The 19,393-nt window shown below is 46.3% G+C and carries 14 protein-coding genes; 8 read left to right on the forward strand and 6 right to left on the reverse strand.

Annotation, left to right across the window (positions count from 1 at the left end; all coding sequences use genetic code 11):
* Positions 1-362: 362 nt before the first annotated feature.
* From carA to greA, 4 genes are all read left to right on the forward strand, one after another.
* Positions 363-1,613: a glutamine-hydrolyzing carbamoyl-phosphate synthase small subunit gene (gene carA / locus EGV92_RS00770; RefSeq protein WP_131668056.1), complete on the forward strand. Its 1,251-nt coding sequence runs from the start codon at positions 363-365 to the stop codon at positions 1,611-1,613.
* Positions 1,614-1,617: 4 nt separating this feature from the next.
* The gene (locus EGV92_RS00775; protein ID WP_131667310.1) at positions 1,618-2,427 is read left to right on the forward strand and encodes a hypothetical protein; all 810 of its coding nucleotides are present in this window, start codon (positions 1,618-1,620) and stop codon (positions 2,425-2,427) included.
* 52 nt (positions 2,428-2,479) lie between these two features.
* Positions 2,480-5,746 (forward strand): carbamoyl-phosphate synthase large subunit, encoded by a 3,267-nt coding sequence (gene carB, locus EGV92_RS00780; RefSeq protein ID WP_131667311.1) that lies wholly within the window; start codon positions 2,480-2,482, stop codon positions 5,744-5,746.
* A gap of 552 nt (positions 5,747-6,298) precedes the next feature.
* Complete coding sequence (gene greA, locus EGV92_RS00785; protein WP_131667312.1) at positions 6,299-6,775, forward strand: transcription elongation factor GreA; 477 nt, start codon at positions 6,299-6,301, stop codon at positions 6,773-6,775.
* A gap of 80 nt (positions 6,776-6,855) precedes the next feature.
* On the opposite strand, the gene EGV92_RS00790 is transcribed toward greA, so the two are convergent.
* On the reverse strand, positions 6,856-7,314 hold the full coding sequence (locus EGV92_RS00790) for a DMT family transporter (protein WP_131667313.1): 459 nt from the start codon (positions 7,312-7,314) through the stop codon (positions 6,856-6,858).
* 138 nt (positions 7,315-7,452) lie between these two features.
* Between EGV92_RS00790 and EGV92_RS00795 the strand changes: the two genes are divergently transcribed.
* From EGV92_RS00795 to EGV92_RS00810, 4 genes are all read left to right on the forward strand, one after another.
* On the forward strand, positions 7,453-8,109 hold the full coding sequence (locus EGV92_RS00795; RefSeq protein ID WP_131667314.1) for a hypothetical protein: 657 nt from the start codon (positions 7,453-7,455) through the stop codon (positions 8,107-8,109).
* A 175-nt stretch (positions 8,110-8,284) separates the two neighbouring features.
* Positions 8,285-9,553 (forward strand): putative DNA modification/repair radical SAM protein, encoded by a 1,269-nt coding sequence (locus EGV92_RS00800; protein ID WP_131667315.1) that lies wholly within the window; start codon positions 8,285-8,287, stop codon positions 9,551-9,553.
* A gap of 32 nt (positions 9,554-9,585) precedes the next feature.
* A complete protein-coding gene (locus tag EGV92_RS00805; protein WP_131667316.1) occupies positions 9,586-10,467 on the forward strand; it encodes a TIGR03915 family putative DNA repair protein in 882 nt (293 codons plus the stop codon).
* A gap of 156 nt (positions 10,468-10,623) precedes the next feature.
* A complete protein-coding gene (locus EGV92_RS00810) occupies positions 10,624-11,790 on the forward strand; it encodes a glycosyltransferase (RefSeq protein WP_131667317.1) in 1,167 nt (388 codons plus the stop codon).
* Positions 11,791-12,104: 314 nt separating this feature from the next.
* On the opposite strand, the gene EGV92_RS00815 is transcribed toward EGV92_RS00810, so the two are convergent.
* From EGV92_RS00815 to EGV92_RS00835, 5 genes are all read right to left on the reverse strand, one after another.
* On the reverse strand, positions 12,105-13,544 hold the full coding sequence (locus tag EGV92_RS00815) for an APC family permease (RefSeq protein ID WP_131667318.1): 1,440 nt from the start codon (positions 13,542-13,544) through the stop codon (positions 12,105-12,107).
* Between the two features lie 243 nt (positions 13,545-13,787).
* Positions 13,788-15,068: a 4-aminobutyrate--2-oxoglutarate transaminase gene (gene gabT, locus EGV92_RS00820; RefSeq protein ID WP_131667319.1), complete on the reverse strand. Its 1,281-nt coding sequence runs from the start codon at positions 15,066-15,068 to the stop codon at positions 13,788-13,790.
* 126 nt (positions 15,069-15,194) lie between these two features.
* Positions 15,195-16,658: an NAD-dependent succinate-semialdehyde dehydrogenase gene (locus tag EGV92_RS00825; RefSeq protein WP_131667320.1), complete on the reverse strand. Its 1,464-nt coding sequence runs from the start codon at positions 16,656-16,658 to the stop codon at positions 15,195-15,197.
* A gap of 221 nt (positions 16,659-16,879) precedes the next feature.
* Positions 16,880-18,118, reverse strand: coding sequence for a CaiB/BaiF CoA transferase family protein (locus EGV92_RS00830; RefSeq protein ID WP_131667321.1), 1,239 nt, complete (start codon positions 18,116-18,118; stop codon positions 16,880-16,882).
* Positions 18,119-18,189: 71 nt separating this feature from the next.
* Positions 18,190-19,374: an acyl-CoA dehydrogenase gene (locus tag EGV92_RS00835; RefSeq protein ID WP_131667322.1), complete on the reverse strand. Its 1,185-nt coding sequence runs from the start codon at positions 19,372-19,374 to the stop codon at positions 18,190-18,192.
* Between the last annotated feature and the right edge of the window lie 19 nt (positions 19,375-19,393).

Here is a 19,393-nt window from a genome sequence, read left to right on the forward strand (position 1 = left end):
TTTAGAATTTGTCCAGATAATACATATGGTGTAAAAGCACGTGCTTTGACATTGATTTGACTGTGCTTTGCTAGTCATAAGCCATGATGCAGGGAATGAAGATTAAAGCTATTTCCTAATTTTTATTTTAAATCATTCAAATGACACGCTACTGCCCTAGCTCTACCTGAAAAAACCTTGTATAATGCGCAAAATCTGTGCCAAAGCGAGCGGACATGATACGATTACGAACGATGACTTTCCCTACTTAGTCAATATCGTAATTGATTTCAATAATGTCTTCTCGCTTTTTTGTGGGCGATTTTTGGCATCACAGAGTGTAACAAGTATCTTATCAATGAGCGGAGGCAACCTTGAATTCAGTGACATCAGCAGCAGCAACGACCGAGACAGCGGCAATTTTAGCATTGGCAGATGGCACTATCTTTCGGGGTATCAGTATTGGTGCTTCCGGACATCGTGTCGGTGAAGTCGTCTTTAATACAGCGATGACCGGCTATCAAGAAATCCTAACTGACCCAAGCTATGCCAAGCAGCTCGTCACCCTTACTTATCCCCATATTGGCAATACTGGCACCAACTCAGAAGATTCAGAGTCAGGTAACGTCGTCGAGCGCCACCAAGTATGGGCCGAAGGTCTTATCATTCGTGATGCGACCATGGTTACCTCCAACTTCCGCCATAGCGAGTCACTATCCGACTACCTTAAGCACCATGACACCGTCGCTATTGCCGAGATTGACACCCGTAAGCTCACTCGAATCCTGCGTGAAAAGGGCGCTCAGAACGGCTGTATCATGACTGCTGATGCTAACGGTGAGCTGAGCGCTGCCGATGAGCAAAAGGCTGTTGAGCTTGCACAGGGCTTTGCTGGCCTAGAGGGTATGGATCTGGCTAAAGAGTGCTGCCATGCAGACGGCTTTGCTTGGACCTCAGGTACTTGGGAGCTAGCCGATACCCTGCACAACCGTGGCCTTGATAGTAGCATCAATAGCCAAACTGGCGGCTTCTACAAACAGCTCGGTGAGCATATTGAGCATAAATATGACGTCGTCGCTTATGACTTTGGTACTAAGACCAATATCCTACGAATGCTCGTTGACCGTGGCTGTAAAGTCACTGTCGTACCTGCCGAGACCCCAATTGCAGACGTACTAGCGATGAATCCTGATGGTATCTTCCTGTCTAACGGCCCTGGCGATCCAGCAGCCTGTAGTTATGCTATCGACAGCGTGCGTCATATTATTGAAGAGACGGATATCCCCACCTTTGGTATTTGCCTAGGTCACCAGTTGGTCGGGCTGGCCAGCGGCGCAAGCACTGTTAAGATGAAGTTTGGTCACCACGGTGCTAACCATCCTGTTCAAGATTTGGATACTAGCACAGTAATGATTACCAGCCAGAACCACGGCTTTGCTGTCGATGAAAGTACGCTGCCTGACAATGTCCGTGTTACCCATCGCTCATTATTCGATGGCTCTAACCAAGGGATTGAGCTGACCAACAAGCCAGTATTTAGCTTCCAAGGTCACCCAGAAGCCAGCCCTGGTCCGCATGACTGCGCGCCGCTATTTGATAAGTTTGCTGAGATGATGGCAAAGGCAAAAGCTTAATAACATGAAGAATTGGGGATTGACAGCTTTACTCCTTAGTTTGTCTCTTACCGCTAATAGTAGTAGCGATCCCCTTTTACTTCCAAATGGTAGCGACAAACAGCTTGCCGATCGAATTAACGATAGCTTTATAGATACTTCAATCACACTGGCAGACACAGTCACTGATCGCTCAAATACATATACGAAGCGAGAGGCAGCTAGTCTGCTGACTGATACCATTCTAAACTTATATGATTATGATGGTTTTTTTTCAGCTTTCCGTGATGGTCTAAAGGTAACAGAGCCAGTAACTAAAGACACCGCTTCTTTTCAAGTCGCTTATTTACAGTGTTTACAACGCAACCTAACCTCGCAGCAGTATGCAAAACATTTGCAAAGCTATAGCATTATATATGTAAACTCTATAAACGATAAACAGTTACAAGCTGACTTAATATTACTTAAAAACCCTAAAATAAAGCAACTCTATAGACTTTCTTCTAATTTTTGGGAATCAGCCATTAGGCCGAGTGATGATAAGCAGGCACTGACTAAAAAGTTGCAACAACAGCATCAAGAACTTCTCAGCTTGCTAAGAGCACCTGAGAATACAGAATATTTTCAAACTTTAGAGCAATCACAAGGTCTAGCTTTACTTTTAAATACCCCCATGATGATAAACCTCGACTCTTCGATTTTCACAGGAAGCGCGACTCAATCTAGTTTGGTTGATAAATTTATTGAGGGGACAACCTCCCAGTGTGCTGAGGTGTTCCAAAGAGAGTTTAGAAAAAAGCTAGGGGAGATCAGACCGTTACACAACATCAACTAATTTCAGCTCATCAGCTATCCAACTCTGCAAAATTTTAATAAAAGGTGATTCAATGCCAAAACGTACCGACATTCAAAGTATCCTTATCATCGGCGCAGGCCCCATCGTCATCGGGCAAGCATGTGAGTTTGATTACTCTGGCGCGCAAGCGTGTAAAGCGCTTAAAGAAGAAGGCTACCGAGTCATCTTGGTCAACTCTAACCCAGCGACCATCATGACCGATCCGGTAATGGCAGACGCCACTTATATCGAGCCGATCACTTGGCAGACCGTTGAGCAAATTATTGACAAAGAACGTCCTGATGCCATCTTACCCACGATGGGCGGTCAGACTGCACTAAACTGCGCGCTAGATTTAGACAAAAACGGTGTGCTAGAAAAGTACGGCTGTGAGCTTATCGGTGCCAGTAAAGACGCCATTGAAATGGCAGAGGATCGCGATCTATTTGACCAAGCCATGAAGCGCATTGGCCTTGAATGTCCGCGAGCTGCCATCGCTGAGACCATGGAACAGGCCTTTGAGATTCAAGCCGAAATGGGTTTTCCAACCATCATTCGTCCGTCTTATACCATGGGCGGTTCAGGCGGCGGTATTGCTTATAACCGTGACGAATTTATCGAGATTTGTGAGCGTGGTTTTGATCTGTCCCCCACCCATCAGCTGCTTATCGATGAGTCGCTAATCGGTTGGAAAGAGTATGAGATGGAAGTGGTGCGTGACAAAAACGACAACTGCATCATCGTCTGTGCTATCGAAAACTTTGATCCAATGGGCGTTCATACCGGCGACTCAATCACCGTCGCGCCAGCACAAACCTTGACCGATAAAGAATACCAGATCATGCGTAATGCCTCATTAGCAGTGCTGCGTGAGATTGGTGTTGAGACTGGCGGCTCGAACGTTCAGTTCGGTGTCAACCCTGATACAGGGCGAATGGTCGTCATCGAGATGAACCCTCGCGTATCACGCTCTTCAGCACTGGCATCCAAAGCTACTGGCTTCCCGATTGCTAAGATTGCGGCCAAGCTTGCTGTAGGCTATACCCTAGACGAGCTACAAAACGACATCACCGGTGGTAAAACGCCAGCGAGCTTCGAGCCGTCCATCGATTATGTCGTCACTAAGATTCCAAGATTCAACTTTGAGAAGTTCCCACAAGCTGAAAATATCCTGTCGACGCAGATGAAGTCGGTCGGTGAAGTGATGGCGATAGGCCGTAACTTCCAAGAGTCCATGCAAAAGGCCCTTCGTGGTATGGAGACTGGTGCAGATGGCTTTGATGAGCAGATTGACTTTGCTGCTATTAAAGAAGGCAAGCTCAGCAAAGATAAAGCTTTGAGTGAGGTCAAAAATCGCCTGACCGTGCCAACGCCAGAGCGCATCTTCTATCTCGCCGATGCTTTACGCTTAGGCATGAGTATCGAAGATGTCTTTAAATTAACCAAGATTGATCGCTGGTTCTTAGTGCAGATTGCTGATATCGTTGCGACCGAAGAGCGGGTCAAGGCGCTTGGCTTGGGGGGGCTAACTGCGGATAATCTACGCCGATTTAAGCGAAAAGGTCTGTCTGACTTGCGTCTCGCTACCCTCCTTGGCATCTCGCAAAAGCAGCTGCGTAAAAAGCGCTGGGACTTAGGCATCTATCCTGTCTACAAACGCGTCGATACCTGTGCCGCTGAGTTTGCCACTTCTACAGCGTACATGTACTCGACCTATGACGAAGAGTGCGAAGCAGCACCTACCGACAACAAGAAAATCATGGTCATCGGTGGTGGGCCTAACCGCATCGGTCAAGGTATCGAGTTTGACTATTGCTGCGTCCATGCTGCGCTTGCTATGCGTGCTGATGGCTACGAGACTATCATGGTCAACTGTAACCCTGAGACCGTCTCTACTGATTATGACACCTCTGACCGCCTCTATTTTGAGCCGATCACTTTAGAAGATGTGCTGGAGATCGTCCGGATCGAACAGCCAGATGGCGTTATCGTTCAGTACGGTGGTCAGACCCCATTGAAGCTCGCCCGCGCCCTTGAATCCGCAGGGGTAAATATCATCGGTACGTCGCCAGATGCGATCGATCGCGCCGAAGACCGTGAGCGCTTCCAGCATATGATCAATCAGCTAGATCTAATTCAGCCGCCAAATGAGCTGGCCACCAGTATGGAAGACGGCTTATTAAAAGCCAGCAATGTCGGCTATCCATTAGTCGTGCGCCCTTCTTATGTGCTCGGTGGTCGCGCTATGGAGATCGTCTACAATGAAGACGAGCTGAAGCATTATCTACGTACCGCGGTACAAGCTTCTAATGAAGCCCCTGTCCTGCTTGATCGCTTCTTAGATGATGCTATCGAAGTCGATGTCGACTGCGTGAGCGATGGCAATGAAGTGGTCATCGGCGGTATCATGCAGCATATCGAGCAAGCTGGCGTTCACTCCGGTGACTCCGCCTGCTCTATACCGCCATACTCACTATCTAATGAGATCTGTGATGTGATGCGCGAGCAAACCATCGCCATGGCTAAAGAGCTTGGCGTTATCGGCCTAATGAACGTGCAGTTTGCGGTCAAAGATGGTACGGTCTATATCCTTGAGGTCAATCCTCGTGCCTCACGTACCATTCCTTATGTGTCCAAATGTATCGGCACGTCTCTTGCTCAGATCGCTGCACGTTGTATGGCGGGTAAAAGCTTGGCTGAGCAAGGCTTTACGCAAGAGATTAAGCCATCATTCTTTGCGGTCAAAGAAGCGGTCTTCCCCTTCGCTAAGTTCCCTGGCGTAGACCCTATCTTGAGTCCTGAGATGAAGTCTACCGGTGAAGTCATGGGTGTGGGTAAAACCTTTGGTGAAGCGTATTACAAAGCTATTATCGGTAGTGGCGAGCGTCTGCCTGGACTGCCGCAGGAGGGCGAGACCAAGACAGCCTTTATCTCTGTCCGAGATAGCGACAAGGCGAACGTCGTACCAATCGCTAAGCAGCTCGCAGACTATGGCTTTAAGCTGATCTCTACCTCAGGAACGCAAAAGGTATTGGCAGAGCATGGCGTGGACTGCCAGCAGATTAATAAAGTCACTGAAGGTCGCCCACATATTGTTGATGCCTTGAAAAACGGCGAGATTGACCTCATTATCAACACTACAGAAGGTAAGCAGGCGCAAGAAGACTCTTTCTCTATCCGCCGCAATGCCTTGCAGGGTAAAGTCTTCTATGTGACGACCTTAGGGGCTGCTGATGCCGTTTGTAAGTCTTATGCAATTGACTTGCCTTTTGCGGTCTATAAGTTACAAGACTTACATGAGCAAGCCAATACTTTGTAAGAAGTTAGCTTTATTCTTATATTAACTTGGCAATAGTTGCTTATTGCAATAAAAATGATATAGCGCTATATGTCATGGCGCTATAATCTTGCTAGGTTTAGCACTGAGCTGTTCAAGCCCACTTTATGAAGCGCTACTTCATAGACGCGGTGATGCTAGCCTGACCAAATATTATGCTACAGTTTGAGGGCTACCTTCTGTATCCAAAAGCTGCTACTATAATATGAGTTTTACGATATAGCGCATCGAAGCTCAATTGCGTATAATAGCTAAAACCCCTAATTATTTTACCAGTATCTGAAGAAGTACAGCCGCACCCCATAGTATTGGGGTGTTCTGTTATGTATTTGACAAAAATCGATCAATATAATTATCAAAAGCCCAATATGCTGCTCTAGTTTGGACATTAAAAAATTTTAATTCAAACTGACTCCGCACTCCTAAGCTACCGCTGGTACTAGGTTTGATGCTGAGTTATTCATTATCACTATAACTGTCAAAGCGCTACCGCTTTGCCGGATTGTTATTATTAATTGGTTAAGGAACTCTGTTATGCAACGTTATCCAATGACCCCACAAGGGCACGCTGCTCTCGAAGCTGAGTTAAAGACATTAAAATCTGTAGATCGTCCTCGTATCACAGCCGCTATTGCTGAAGCCCGTGAGCATGGTGACCTAAAAGAAAACGCTGAATACCATGCCGCACGTGAACAACAAGGCTTTTGTGAAGCGCGAATTCGTGATATCGAAGCCAAGCTTTCAGGCGCTCAGGTCATTGACCCTGCTACTTTGCCACAAGAAGGTCGCGTGGTATTTGGCGTGACGGTCGTCATCGAAAACATGGATACTGAAGAAGAGAAGCGCTACAAGATCGTCGGTGATGATGAAGCCGACTTTAAAGCTGGAAAAATTTCAGTGAACTCTCCTATCGCTCGTGGCCTTATCGGTAAGTCTGAAGGTGATGAAGCCCGTATTGAAACCCCAAGCGGTGTGGTTGAATATGAGATTATGGAAGTGATCTACGAGTAACTTGGGTTACTAGTTGATGATGCCTCAGTTAAGTTTACACATACTTATCTGGGGTATTTTTTTATAACTTTTTAATTTCGTTATGGTCTAGACTCACCATAGATCATTAGTAAGCCCCCGACTACTACTAGGCTTAAGCCGCCCAGCTTATAGATATCAAGCTTTCGCGCCTCTAAAGCAAACCAACCCATCTGACTGAGTAATACCGCAAAAAACATCTGACCCAAAAACACCCAGAGCAAAGTACTGGCTGAGCCAATCTTGGGAGCCGCGATAAACATAAAAAGAATATAGAAGCTGCCGAGTAAGCCTGGCAGCCACATCCACCAGCTGGCTGCTGATATATTAGGCGGCTTAATTCCTCCACTTATGCCATATGCTAGTACCAATGAAGCGACTGCTCCGCCCAAATATAAGTAAAACGTCGCTTGAATCTGCTCTGCACCGGTCGCCTCGCGAAAGGCATTGACCATCGCTAACTGAAGGGGCACGATAGCGCCGCCGAGTAGACTGATTAGTACATATGGTAATATTTTCATCACACCTTATCCTAGCGTCTTACTCATCATTAGAGACGAATCGTCTCACCAGTACAGCTTAATTATAGTTAGCATAGCTATTACTGCCAGCACTATTGTATGATTAGCCGTACTGCCTTTAATTAAACCTCCCTTATTATGCGTGCACTGCCTGCGATATCGCGAACAATCTCCTACTTAATTTTAATAGCACATCCGATTGTCTTACTCCATCTCATTTTGTGCGCTAGCCAAGCCCATGCGCAAACTGTGGCGGCGCAGTCTGCTGTAGACGATAGCTTTTATATGACCAAAATCTGCCGCAAGGTTAACCTGCAAGACGAAGATGGCATAAGTTGTGAAGATGGCTACGTGCTAAAGAGTGAGCGCCTAGCCAATGGCAAAGTGCGTGAGACTATTGTAATGGATAATATCCCAGCCACGCTTTGGTACCGCACGACGCTCAAACAGCTGGATAATGATACGTATCTGATGCACCTAAGCTGTGGAAATTACTGTGGCAGCAATACCTTGATTGGTCGCGGCGAGCAGCAGCAAAACTTTGGTTGGTGGTTTACCTATGACGTGGCAAGTCGCTGTAGCGCTGAATTTGATAGTGAAAAAATGCTATGGGTAGCGCGGCCTTTCTTCTCTAATAAAATAATAAATTTACCAAAAACGGTTGGGACGCTGCATACGGCTACCGAGCTAAAATATACGGCAGAATTTACTAAAAATGGTCAGCTTGCTATCAGTGAATTCATGGCGCGTCAGCCCAAATTTATCCTCCCTAACCCTTGCATAGCCGCTAATTAATCAGCCTCTAGCAAGCCTTTGACTAAGATAAATATAGGGTAATTTTTAGAAGACAAACCTATCCTAAAGGCGACAGCAGCTGTCGTCTATTTGAGGGATTTGGACTAAACTTACGTAGAGTAAGCTGCCAATTTGATAAAATAGGCCCTTATTAATTATTAGTAAGTTCCTATTTATGGCTACTATCAATTATGAAAGACTGCAAGGAAAGCTCAATATTCTAGCCGATGCAGCTAAATATGATGTGTCATGCTCCTCCTCTGGTGGCAACCGTAAAAATCAAGGCGCTGGTCTCGGTGATGCATCGAAAACAGGTATTTGCCACAGTTATACCGAAGACGGCCGCTGCGTCAGTCTTCTCAAAATCCTGCTAACCAATCACTGTATCTATGACTGTGCCTACTGCACCTCGCGAAAGAGCAACGATACTGCGCGTGCGGCTTTTACGGTCGAAGAAGTGGTCGACCTCACCATGCAGTTCTATCGCCGCAACTATATCGAGGGGCTATTTCTCAGCTCTGGTATCTTTAAAAGTGGCGACTATACGATGGAGCGTTTGGTAGAGGTCGCCAAGCTACTGCGTACTCGTGAGCGCTTTAATGGCTATATCCATCTCAAGACCATCCCTGGAGCGTCAGAAGAGCTATTAAAAGAAGCAGGCTTATACGCCGATCGTTTGAGCGTCAATATTGAAATACCTACTAAATCAGGCCTCGCCCTACTTGCGCCAGAAAAGACCCATGAGCAGCTAAAAGCGCCCATGGAAACCGTCAAGACCGAAATCATCACCCTCAAAGAAAGCCGTAAAATCCACAAAAATGCGCCCAAATTTGCCCCAGCCGGTCAGACCAGTCAGATGATTGTGGGTGCGAGTAATGAGACCGACCTGCAAGTTATTCAGCTGTCGAGCCACTTCTATAAAGAATATAGTCTCAAGCGCGTCTATTACTCAGGCTACGTCCCCATACTATCCGATAGCCGCTTACCTGCGCTTGGCACTCCTGTACCAATGGTGCGAGAAAACCGCCTGTATCAAGCCGATTGGCTAATGCGCTTTTATGGCTTTGGCGCGCATGAAATCCTTGAGCCAGACTCGCCTTTTCTAGACTTAGACTGCGATCCTAAGCTGGCTTGGGCGATTCGCCATCGCGAGCACTTTCCTGTAAATATTCAGACCGCTTCTTACGAGATGATCGTACGCATTCCGGGTATCGGTACTAAGACTGCCAAAAAGATTGTCAACGCCCGCAAGTTCAATCAAATCTCCCTTGAACACCTCAAAAAGATGGGGGCAGCAGTCAATCGTGCCAAATATTTTATAGCGACGACGGGTAAAAATGAGCACCTCGCACATTTGACTCGTGATAACTTCCGGCAATATGTACTCGTGCAGACCCAGACGAAGTTTAAAGACCAACGCAGCGGTCAATTGGCATTATTTTAATAAGTTGATTTTGGTACACGTCAGGAGTTGTTATGACCAACCATGCCATACCGTTACAAACTGACAATCATCATATCGCTCAGCTCACGCCTAGCATCGTGCTGTATGAGCCGAGCTTTGAAGGTTGGCTATCTGCGGTATTTTACGTATACGCGGCTAAGCTTCAGCATAATGACGCGCTTAAACTTGTGGCTCAAGATTGCTACATTCCGTCACTTATTGATCACTGCGTGACCGTCCCTTGTGCGGATGACCATGCCAAGCGTGTATTAACCAAACTTAATGAACTAATTGGTAGGTCAGGCATTCGGCAAATTCTATGGGGGTTTTTATCCGAAAAACAGGACATTGGCAGCACACTTTTTCGCGTGGTTAAATACGCCATTGACTATCCTAAACGGCAAATTATGCAAGATTTAGGCAATCTAGACGTCCTTGAGTTAGCACAAACGGTAAAGTCGGTTGGCAGAGAGAAACACCGGATGGAGGCCTTTGTTCGCTTTGAGCATACTACTGACGATATCTATTTTGCCCGCGTTGAGCCAGACTTTAATGTCTTGCCTCTCATTGGCGAGCACTTTCGCCAGCGCTATCAAGACCAACACTGGGCGATTTATGATCTATGCCGAGGTTATGGTATTTACTATGACAAGCGTCTCAGCAGCCCTTCACGTCCGGCTGCACTGCAGATGATTACCGATGTCGATGAGTCCGTATTACATGACCCAACCAGCGTACATAGCCCAAATGAGCAGCGCTATCAGAAGTTTTGGCAAGGATACTTTGCCAATGTAAATATCTCCGAGCGCAAAAACCCGCGCTTGCATAAACAATACCTACCGCAGCGCTATTGGAAATACCTAAGCGAAAAGCAAGTCCTACCCAACGCTGAACATCTTCAAAAACGCCGTTAGCATTTGTCTAAATGACTATTTTTGCTTCGCACCTGCTCCTCAAGCTCTTAATACTGGTAACGCCTATGAAAAAGCGCAACAACCTTTATCTAGAAGGTTGAGTTTTGTGCTTATTTATCTGACAATGAAGCCATCATAGAACCAGAAAGACCGATTATGAAAGTCATGCGCCTGCTCTCCTCTCTAAAACACGACGAATCCGAGCGTGGAATCTTTCATCTGGGCCGCGCTTTGGTCAAGAATGGCCATACCTCTATTATTGTCGCCAGTGCCGATACTGATCACGAGCTTGTGACTCGACTAGAGCGTGATGGTACTATCTACCATCAACTTTTTATGCTCAAAAAATCTTGGGGCTCACTGCTACAAGTATTACCACTGCGCCGCTTGATCGAAAAGTATAATCCAGACATCATCCATGTCCACTCGCGTACGCCAGCTTGGATACTGCACTTTGCCCTCAAAGGTGCTCGCGTCAAGTCCTTCCCTAAAATTGTCTCTACCATGTATGGGTTTTATCCAATCAATAAATATTCGCAGCCCATGCTTGAGGCCGATACTATTATTACTGTATCAGACAGTGTGACTGACTATCTTCTTAAAAAGATAAAACAAACAGGCCTACAGGTCAAAAATGTGGTTCGCATTTACCGCGGTGTTGATACTCGCCGCTATCCTTATCGCCATAATCCATCGGTGTATTGGCTTCGTCGCACCTTTGCCGAGTTCCCTGAGCTTGAGCACAAAAAATGGCTAGTATTTCCGACCATCGTTGGTCATGAATATGGTCAAGAGTGGCTTATCGATATATTGGGTAACTTGCAAGATCAGTTCCCTAATATTCACGCCGTCATTTTAGATGATGATAAAGAAGATGCGGATATTATTTATGAAGAATTCCGCCAACGTGCTTACGCGCTTGGACTAGATGGGCGGATTACCTTCGTCGGCAATCGGCGTAATGATGTGCGCGAATGGCTGTCGGCAGCTAATATTGTATTGGCGTTAGCCAATCAACCGGAGTCTATCGGTATTAATGCCCTACAGGCGCTACACTTGGGCACACCAGTAATTGGCTGGGATAAGGCTGCATTTTCTGAAATCTTGCAGCCGCTATACCCGCTAGGTCTAGTCAAACATCACAATGCCAACGCCCTATGTAAAGCAGTCAAAAACCAGCTTGAGAGTGTCACTCGGCCCGCTATGGCGGATCAATTCACTATCCGGCAAATGATTGAGGCGACTTTAGCAGTCTATCAACAGTTGTATGATGAACGGCAAATTCAAACTAAAACGTTAAAAGCAGCAAAAAAAGTCATATAACTTCATCATCTAGGCTTTATGTATTGGTTTGTAAAAAAGAAAAACCCGAACCTAGGGCGATGGGTTCGGGCTTTGGGCGTTTCATGATGTTATTTTTGTTTTCCTTCCTTGATGACCTATCCTAGGTCCGTAGTAGCAATCATAATGCCTTGCCACTTCAACACTGCATCCGTGCATCTCCTTGTGTTGAGATTGTATTATAGGTCAGTCTATGGATGTTCACTAGCCGCTAATGACCCAAAAGCTTGTAAGCCTTTTCGTACACTGTTATAGACAGCCTTGTGTGATTAAGTTAAATAGCGTTATCTAAGTCGCTACATCAACTTATTGTCTTTTAGCCACTCCATATTATGCTGCTTGAGCGCTTCGATTTCATCATCCATAAAGGCTTTGCTCTTACCTGGGTATAGGGCGGTGGCGTACATATAAAGCGCCAAACCTAAGACGGTCCAACCCAAGAATATCCACCACTCTACACCTGCCAAAGCAGAAGGCATTCCTGGTAAATAAAGTACCAATAAACCAAAACTTAGGACAATCGTAATAAGCCCAACCGCCTTGCCATAAGGTACTTTAAATGGTCGAACCATCTCAGGCTCACGGTAGCGTAATACAAGAAAGGAAATAGCGACGCACGTATAAGCAATAACAATACCAAAGCCACCCGCATCCACAATCCACACCAACATTTGGCGACCGAATAATGGGGCTAACGTGGCCAGCCCTCCTATTAACAAAATGGCATTAACAGGCGTATTATATTTGGGATGAACCTTGGACAAAAAGCTTGGCAGCATGTGCGAGTTTGCCATGGCATAAAGCAGTCGGCTACCCCCAATCAAAAACGCATTCCAACTGGATAAGATACCCAATACGCCGCCTACTACCAGTAATATACCTGCCCATTTACCGCCCCAAGCATTGGTCATAGCATCGGCAGTAGACAGGGTCGAGTCTTGGGCTTGTATTAGCGGCAACGTGTGCCCCACGCTCCATGCCACACCGATGTACCAAAGCACAGCTATTACTAAAGAGACAATCAGAAACTTACCAATATTGGGCCGAGTTAAATCAATCTCTTCAGCGGCTTGTGGTATAACATCAAAACCGACAAACATAAATGGCACCATAATTATGACCGCCATCATGCCCCCGACACCACCAATAAAAGCAGGCGCTTGTACCGCTGCCGAGTCACTAGGGCTATATAATATAGCCCCTAAGAAGAGTAGCAATCCGACGAATAAAATACCCATTACTGCTAATTTTTGGAACCACGCACTAACAGCAACACCGCGGATATTCAACCAAGTCACTAAAATCGATCCAAGCATACCCACTGCCACCCAAGTGGCATAGACGTCCCAACCTGCGACATTCCATAGCAGCCCTTGATTGTAATTTGGAATAAAGTATTCAACGACAGTCGGTAGGGCAACCGCCTCAAATGCGACAACGGAGAGATAACCGAATAAGATACTCCATGAGCATATAAATGAGATATGTATGCCCAAGGCTCTATGGGTATACGTGTGTTCACCACCTGTCAGTGGCATGGACGCTGCTAGCTCAGCATAAGTGACACCAATGAGAATGACAGCAATACCGCCTAATAAGAACGCGAGTACTGCGCCCCAAATACCGGCAGAGATAACCCAGTCACCTGCAAGAACAACCCAGCCCCAACCTACCATAGCCCCAAATGCTAGGGCAATAATATCAAGTGTACCAAGCGATTTTTTTAATCCAGACATAATCATTCCTTTGTTTATGTTTTGATAATTAGTTAGGTGTATCCCCCGCCAAACCAGCTGTCAATAGCTTTGTTTCAATCAATATGCCATTTATCCATTACGGCATCGATTGCCAACATTAGAGAGGTTAACCCAATGCGCTAACTTTCTACTACACATTATTTATAGCATTCAAATGGTCCTTATTTTAGGAAGAACATTGCGATGTGACAGGCAATAGGTGTCACCACTTATGCTTATAAGCTAATTCTCTAAGGAGGTTTTGATGACTGCTAAACCTTCTTCAAGGACCTCATCGGACACCGTTAATGGCACCATAATACGCATGGTATTACCATAGCGACCGCAGGAGGCTAGCAATAAGCCCTTAGCGAATGCCTGCTCTTTTAACGCGGCTGCCGCGATAGGGTCAGGATTACCTTCACTATCCACTAAATCAAAGGCTAGCATGGCGCCTTTATGACGAATATTACCAATCTTAGGACTGTGCAGCGCTGCCAAAGCGCTGGCGATCTTATCCCCAATGATACGACTTCGCTCGAGCAGGTCCTCTTCTTCTATCACCTCCATAACAGCAAGTGCAGCGACACACGCCAGTGGATTGCCTGAATAGGTCCCACCAAGCCCACCTGGCTGCGGTGCATCCATCATCTTAGCTCGGCCGATAACTGCTGATATTGGGAAGCCTCCTGCCAGACTCTTAGCACTGGTCATCAAATCCGGCTCAACACCTAATTGCTCAGTGGCAAATAAAGTACCAGTACGGCCAAAGCCTGATTGCACTTCATCAAAAATCAATACGATGCCATGCTCATCACAAATCTCGCGTAGTGCTTTGGCAAAGGACGGCGTGACTTGATGAAAGCCCCCTTCCCCTTGAACGGGTTCAATAATCATCGCAGCGACATCGCTTGGATGGATATCAGCTTGAAATATCATCTCAAGACTACGTAATGCTTCTGCTTCAGAGACGCCAAGCTCGGGAGCAGGAAATAAAGCGTGATAAACGGACGCTGGCATCGGTCCAAAGTTATTTTTATAGGGGATAACTTTGCCTGTAAGTCCCATGCACATCAACGTACGACCATGCCAACCGCCAACGAAAGAGATAATTCCAGAACGTCCGGTACTGGCTCGCGAAATCTTAATAGTGTTCTCAACCGCCTCAGCACCAGTAGTAAAAAATACTGCTTTTTTATCGCCGCTAATAGGCGCTTTTTCGCAAAGTCTTTCGGCCAAGGTGACATAACTGTCGTAGCTGACGATCTGCGCGGCGGTATGCGAAAACTTATGTAGCTGCTCCTGCACACGTTGAGTGATTTTGGGATGACTATGTCCGGTATTTAAGACTGAGATACCACCGACAAAATCGATATAGCGATTCCCTTCTACATCCCATATCTCAGCATTTTCAGCGCGCTCAGCGAAGATTGGGAAAGCGACACCAAGGCCTCTGGGTAGAATCGCTTGGCGACGCTCCAGTAGAGAGTCATTCGTTAGTGAGTTAGTAGCTACTTTGCTCATAGTTAAATCCTTTTAAACTTAGATAGTTGAGAGATGATTGTTTCATCAGTGCGTCTTACTAGAGGTTATCCCTATTTTTGACCTCACAGCTGCCTTAAGCACATAGCTATAGAGTCTCAATAGCCCTTAGCCAATATCTTGACACCAGTATTTGGTAACGACATATTCTTCGATACCATACTTCGAACCCTCTCGACCAAAGCCAGACTGCTTTACCCCGCCAAAGGGAGCGACTTCTGTAGAGATGATGCCCGTATTTTGTCCGACCATGCCATACTCTAGGCCTTCACAAACCCGCCATGAGCGGCCCAAATCTTTACTATAGAAGTACGCTGCCAGGCCATAGATCGTATCATTGGCAGCTTTGATAACTTCAGCTTCATCGCTAAAAGTAAAAATAGAAGTAATGGGACCAAAGATTTCTTCAGAGGCAATGTCCATATCATCAGTGATGTCGCTGATGACCGTCGCTGCAAAGGTTAATTTAGAAGCGTTATTTTCCTGACCACCGGTGATGAGCTTAGCGCCTTTATCTAAAGCATCTTGCAATAAATCTTTCACTTTAGTTAGCGCATCTTGGTTGATTAATGGTCCAATATCAGTATCGTCATTCATACCGTCACCCACTTTAAGGGCTTCGACTTTCTTGACAAAGATATCTAGAAATTGCTCTTTGATACTGTCTTGCAGATAAATACGGTTAGCACAGACGCAGGTCTGACCGGCATTTCGATACTTTGCAGCGATAAGACCATCAGCGGCTTTTTCTAAATCTGCATCATCAAAGACGATAAAGGGGGCATTACCGCCTAACTCTAAAGATAGCTTTTTGATAGTATCAGCACACTGAGCCATGAGTGTGCGCCCGACCGCAGTAGATCCCGTAAATGATAACTTGTGAATGCGAGAGTCTTTAGTCAAGACCTCACCAACGACAGAAGACTTCCCGGTCACGACTTGTAAGACGCCTTTAGGAATACCTGCCTGAATAGCTAACTCACCGAGTGCCAGTGCAGATAATGGCGTTTCAGAGGCTGGTCTGACGATCATTGTACAACCTGCTGCTAACGCGGGCGCAGCTTTTCGGGTAATCATCGCAGAGGGAAAGTTCCATGGGGTAATGGCGGCGCAAACACCAACTGGCTGCTTTAATACCGTGATGCGTTGCTCAGGTTTACTAGCAGCGATGGTGTCCCCGTAGATACGCTTGCCTTCCTCACTAAACCACCGGATAAAGCTATTGGCATAACCAATCTCACCACGCGACTCTTTTAACGGTTTGCCTTGCTCAGCCGTCATAATCACTGCTAAATCTTCTAGGTTCTCATCGATTAAATCTGCCCATTTATTCAGTAGAGCACTGCGCTCAGCGGCTGTTTTTGCTGCCCACTCTGCTTGTACCGCATCTGCAGTAGTTACCGCTTCTTTAACTTGTGCTTTGCTAAGGCTAGGGACTTGGCCGACTTTTTCACCATTAAAGGGGTTGCTCACTTCAATAGTCTTGCCGTCAGTAGCGTCTAGCCAGCCATTGCCTGCTTGGCCCACTAAGCATTGCGATTTCAGTAGTGAGGGGTTATTTAGTTTTAACATTGGATAAGTCCTTTATTTAATTACATTTCTATGCCTACTTTCTAATTTTAATCAGCAGCACATTTAGGGGTAATAAATAACTATAGCGAATCTCTCTGCGGTACCTTTGTGCGATTTATTATAGATTCGCAGCCCTAGTAAGTTTTCTGTCAGCGTTATTTTGACGGCTATATAGAAGCCATAACTGCTCATCTCTCATGGGTAATGCGTCAGTTATTAAGTCAAATAACCTGTTGTTCTTGTAATCGCGCAATCTCTTCAGCCTGCATGCCCAGATTAGCTAAAGTCTGCTGCGTCTGCGCCCCAAGTGGCGGCGGCGGCGAACGATACTGCACCGGCGTCGCTGAAAGCTTAATAGGGTTGCCTAGCACACGAATGGGACTGTCAGCGAAGTCTACTACCATGTGGCGCGCCCGAACTTGTGGCATGGCCAACGCTTCAGTGACGTTATGGATAGGCCCACATGGCACATTTACTGATTGTAGTACCTTAAGCCAATACGCTCGGGTATTCGTCACAAAGACAGTAGCTAATAGATTGGTTAAAGCTTCACGATTGGCTACTCGACTAGGGTTGGTCGCATAACGACTGTCTACATGTAAATCTAAGCCCAATGCTTCACAAATTCTACTAAACTGAGCATCATTGCCACAGGCTAGGATGAAATGATGGTCATCGCTCGTTTGAAAGACTTGATAAGGGGTAATATTGGGATGAGCGTTACCCAGACGTGGCGGCGTAGTATTGCTAGCCAGTTGATTCATACCGATATTCGCAAGCATCGCAATGGCACTATCGAGCAGTGCCACATCGACTTGCTGTCCTTGCCCCGACTGTTGCCGTGCTAGTAACGCTGCTTGAATACCGATGGTCAATTGCAATCCAGCGAATAAATCTACCACAGCTACGCCAACCTTGTGCGGCTCGCCATCGCTAGGGCCGGTAATACTCATAAGCCCCGAGAGACCTTGGATAATATAGTCATATCCAGGCTTATGCGCATCGGGGCCAGTTTGACCAAAGCCAGTCAATGACGCATATATCAGTCGCGGATTAAGTGATTTTAACGACTCATAATCTAGACCATACTTTTTAAGCCCACCTACTTTGAAGTTTTCTACCAACACATCGCTATTAGCTGCCAGCTTTTTGATGAGTGCTTGGCCTTCTGGACAGGTAATATCGACTGTAATAGACTGTTTATTGCGGTTGACCGTAGCAAAGTAAGCAGAAGTACCGTTATTGTCATTGTCACCATCATTAAAGGTAGGCGGCGTCCAGTGCCGAGTCTCATCGCCCACTTTGGGCCGTTCGACTTTAATGACTTCAGCCCCTAAGTCGGCCAACACCTGCGTACATGACGGTCCTGCCAATACCCTTGATAGATCTAGTACCTTGATACCCGCTAGCGCTTGTTTACAAGCATTGTCTTTAGCCTGATCGTTATTATTAGCGTCCATTCTACTATCACCCAACCCTTCCTTTTACTGTCTAAATCATTGTCCATGTAAGCACTTAAAAGCTGATTGCTTTACATAAAGGCGGCAATGCCAGTCTGAGCACGGCCCAAAATCAGAGCATGAATATCATGGGTACCTTCATAAGTATTGACCGCCTCCAGATTCATCACATGACGGATGACATGATACTCATCAGAGATACCATTACCGCCATGCATGTCGCGGGCAACTCTAGCGATGTTCAATGCCTTACCGCAGTTATTGCGCTTAATTAAAGAGATCATCTCAGGTGCAGCATTATGCTCGTCCATCAAACGACCCACGCGTAGCGCCGCTTGCAGCCCTAAAGCAATTTCAGTTTGCATATCCGCAAGCTTAAGCTGTATCAGCTGATTGGCAGCCAATGGGCGATTGAATTGCTTACGATCTAAGGTATATTGACGCGCGGCTTCCCAGCAAAACTGAGCGGCTCCCATTGAACCCCAAGCAATGCCATAACGGGCTTTATTCAAGCAACCAAATGGGCCTTTAAGACCGCGGATGTCTGGAAAAGCATTTTCTTCAGGGACGAAGACATTGTCCATTACGATTTCGCCAGTGATAGACGCTCGTAGGGAGAACTTACCTTCAATCTTTGGCGTTGTTAACCCTTTCATACCGCGCTCTAAGATAAAACCGCGAATCTGCCCCTCGTCATCTTTTGCCCAGACGACCAAGACATCGGCAATAGGACTGTTAGTAATCCACATTTTTGCGCCTTTAAGCTGATAGCCACCCTCGACTGCTTTGGCTCGAGTCGACATTGACGCCGGATCTGAGCCTGAGTCAGGTTCGGTCAGACCAAAACAGCCGACAAGCTCACCGGTCGCCAGCTTCGGTAGGTATTTCTGCTTTTGTGCCTCGCTACCATAGGCCCAGATGGGGTGCATTACCAAGCTTGACTGCACACTCATCGCCGAGCGATAGCCTGAGTCTATGGCTTCGACTTCTTTGGCAATAAGGCCATAAGCCACACTAGACATTCCTGCACAGCCATAGCCTTCAATAGTCACGCCAAGCAAACCAAGCTCGCCCATCTGCCGTATGATATCGCGATCAAAGGTCTCATTACGGTTGGCTTCTTTTATACCAGGCATTAGCTCGCTTTGGCAGAAGCTGTGTGTGGATGCCTGTACCATACGCTCTTCTTCGGTGAGTTGCTCGCGTAATAAAAATGGGTCGTTCCATTCAAACGTAGGCTTAGACTGTACTGACATGACTATCTCCCTGTTAATA

Origin of the sequence: Psychrobacter pygoscelis (genome assembly GCF_004335015.1) — a bacterium.
In the GTDB taxonomy this organism is placed as follows: domain Bacteria; phylum Pseudomonadota; class Gammaproteobacteria; order Pseudomonadales; family Moraxellaceae; genus Psychrobacter; species Psychrobacter pygoscelis.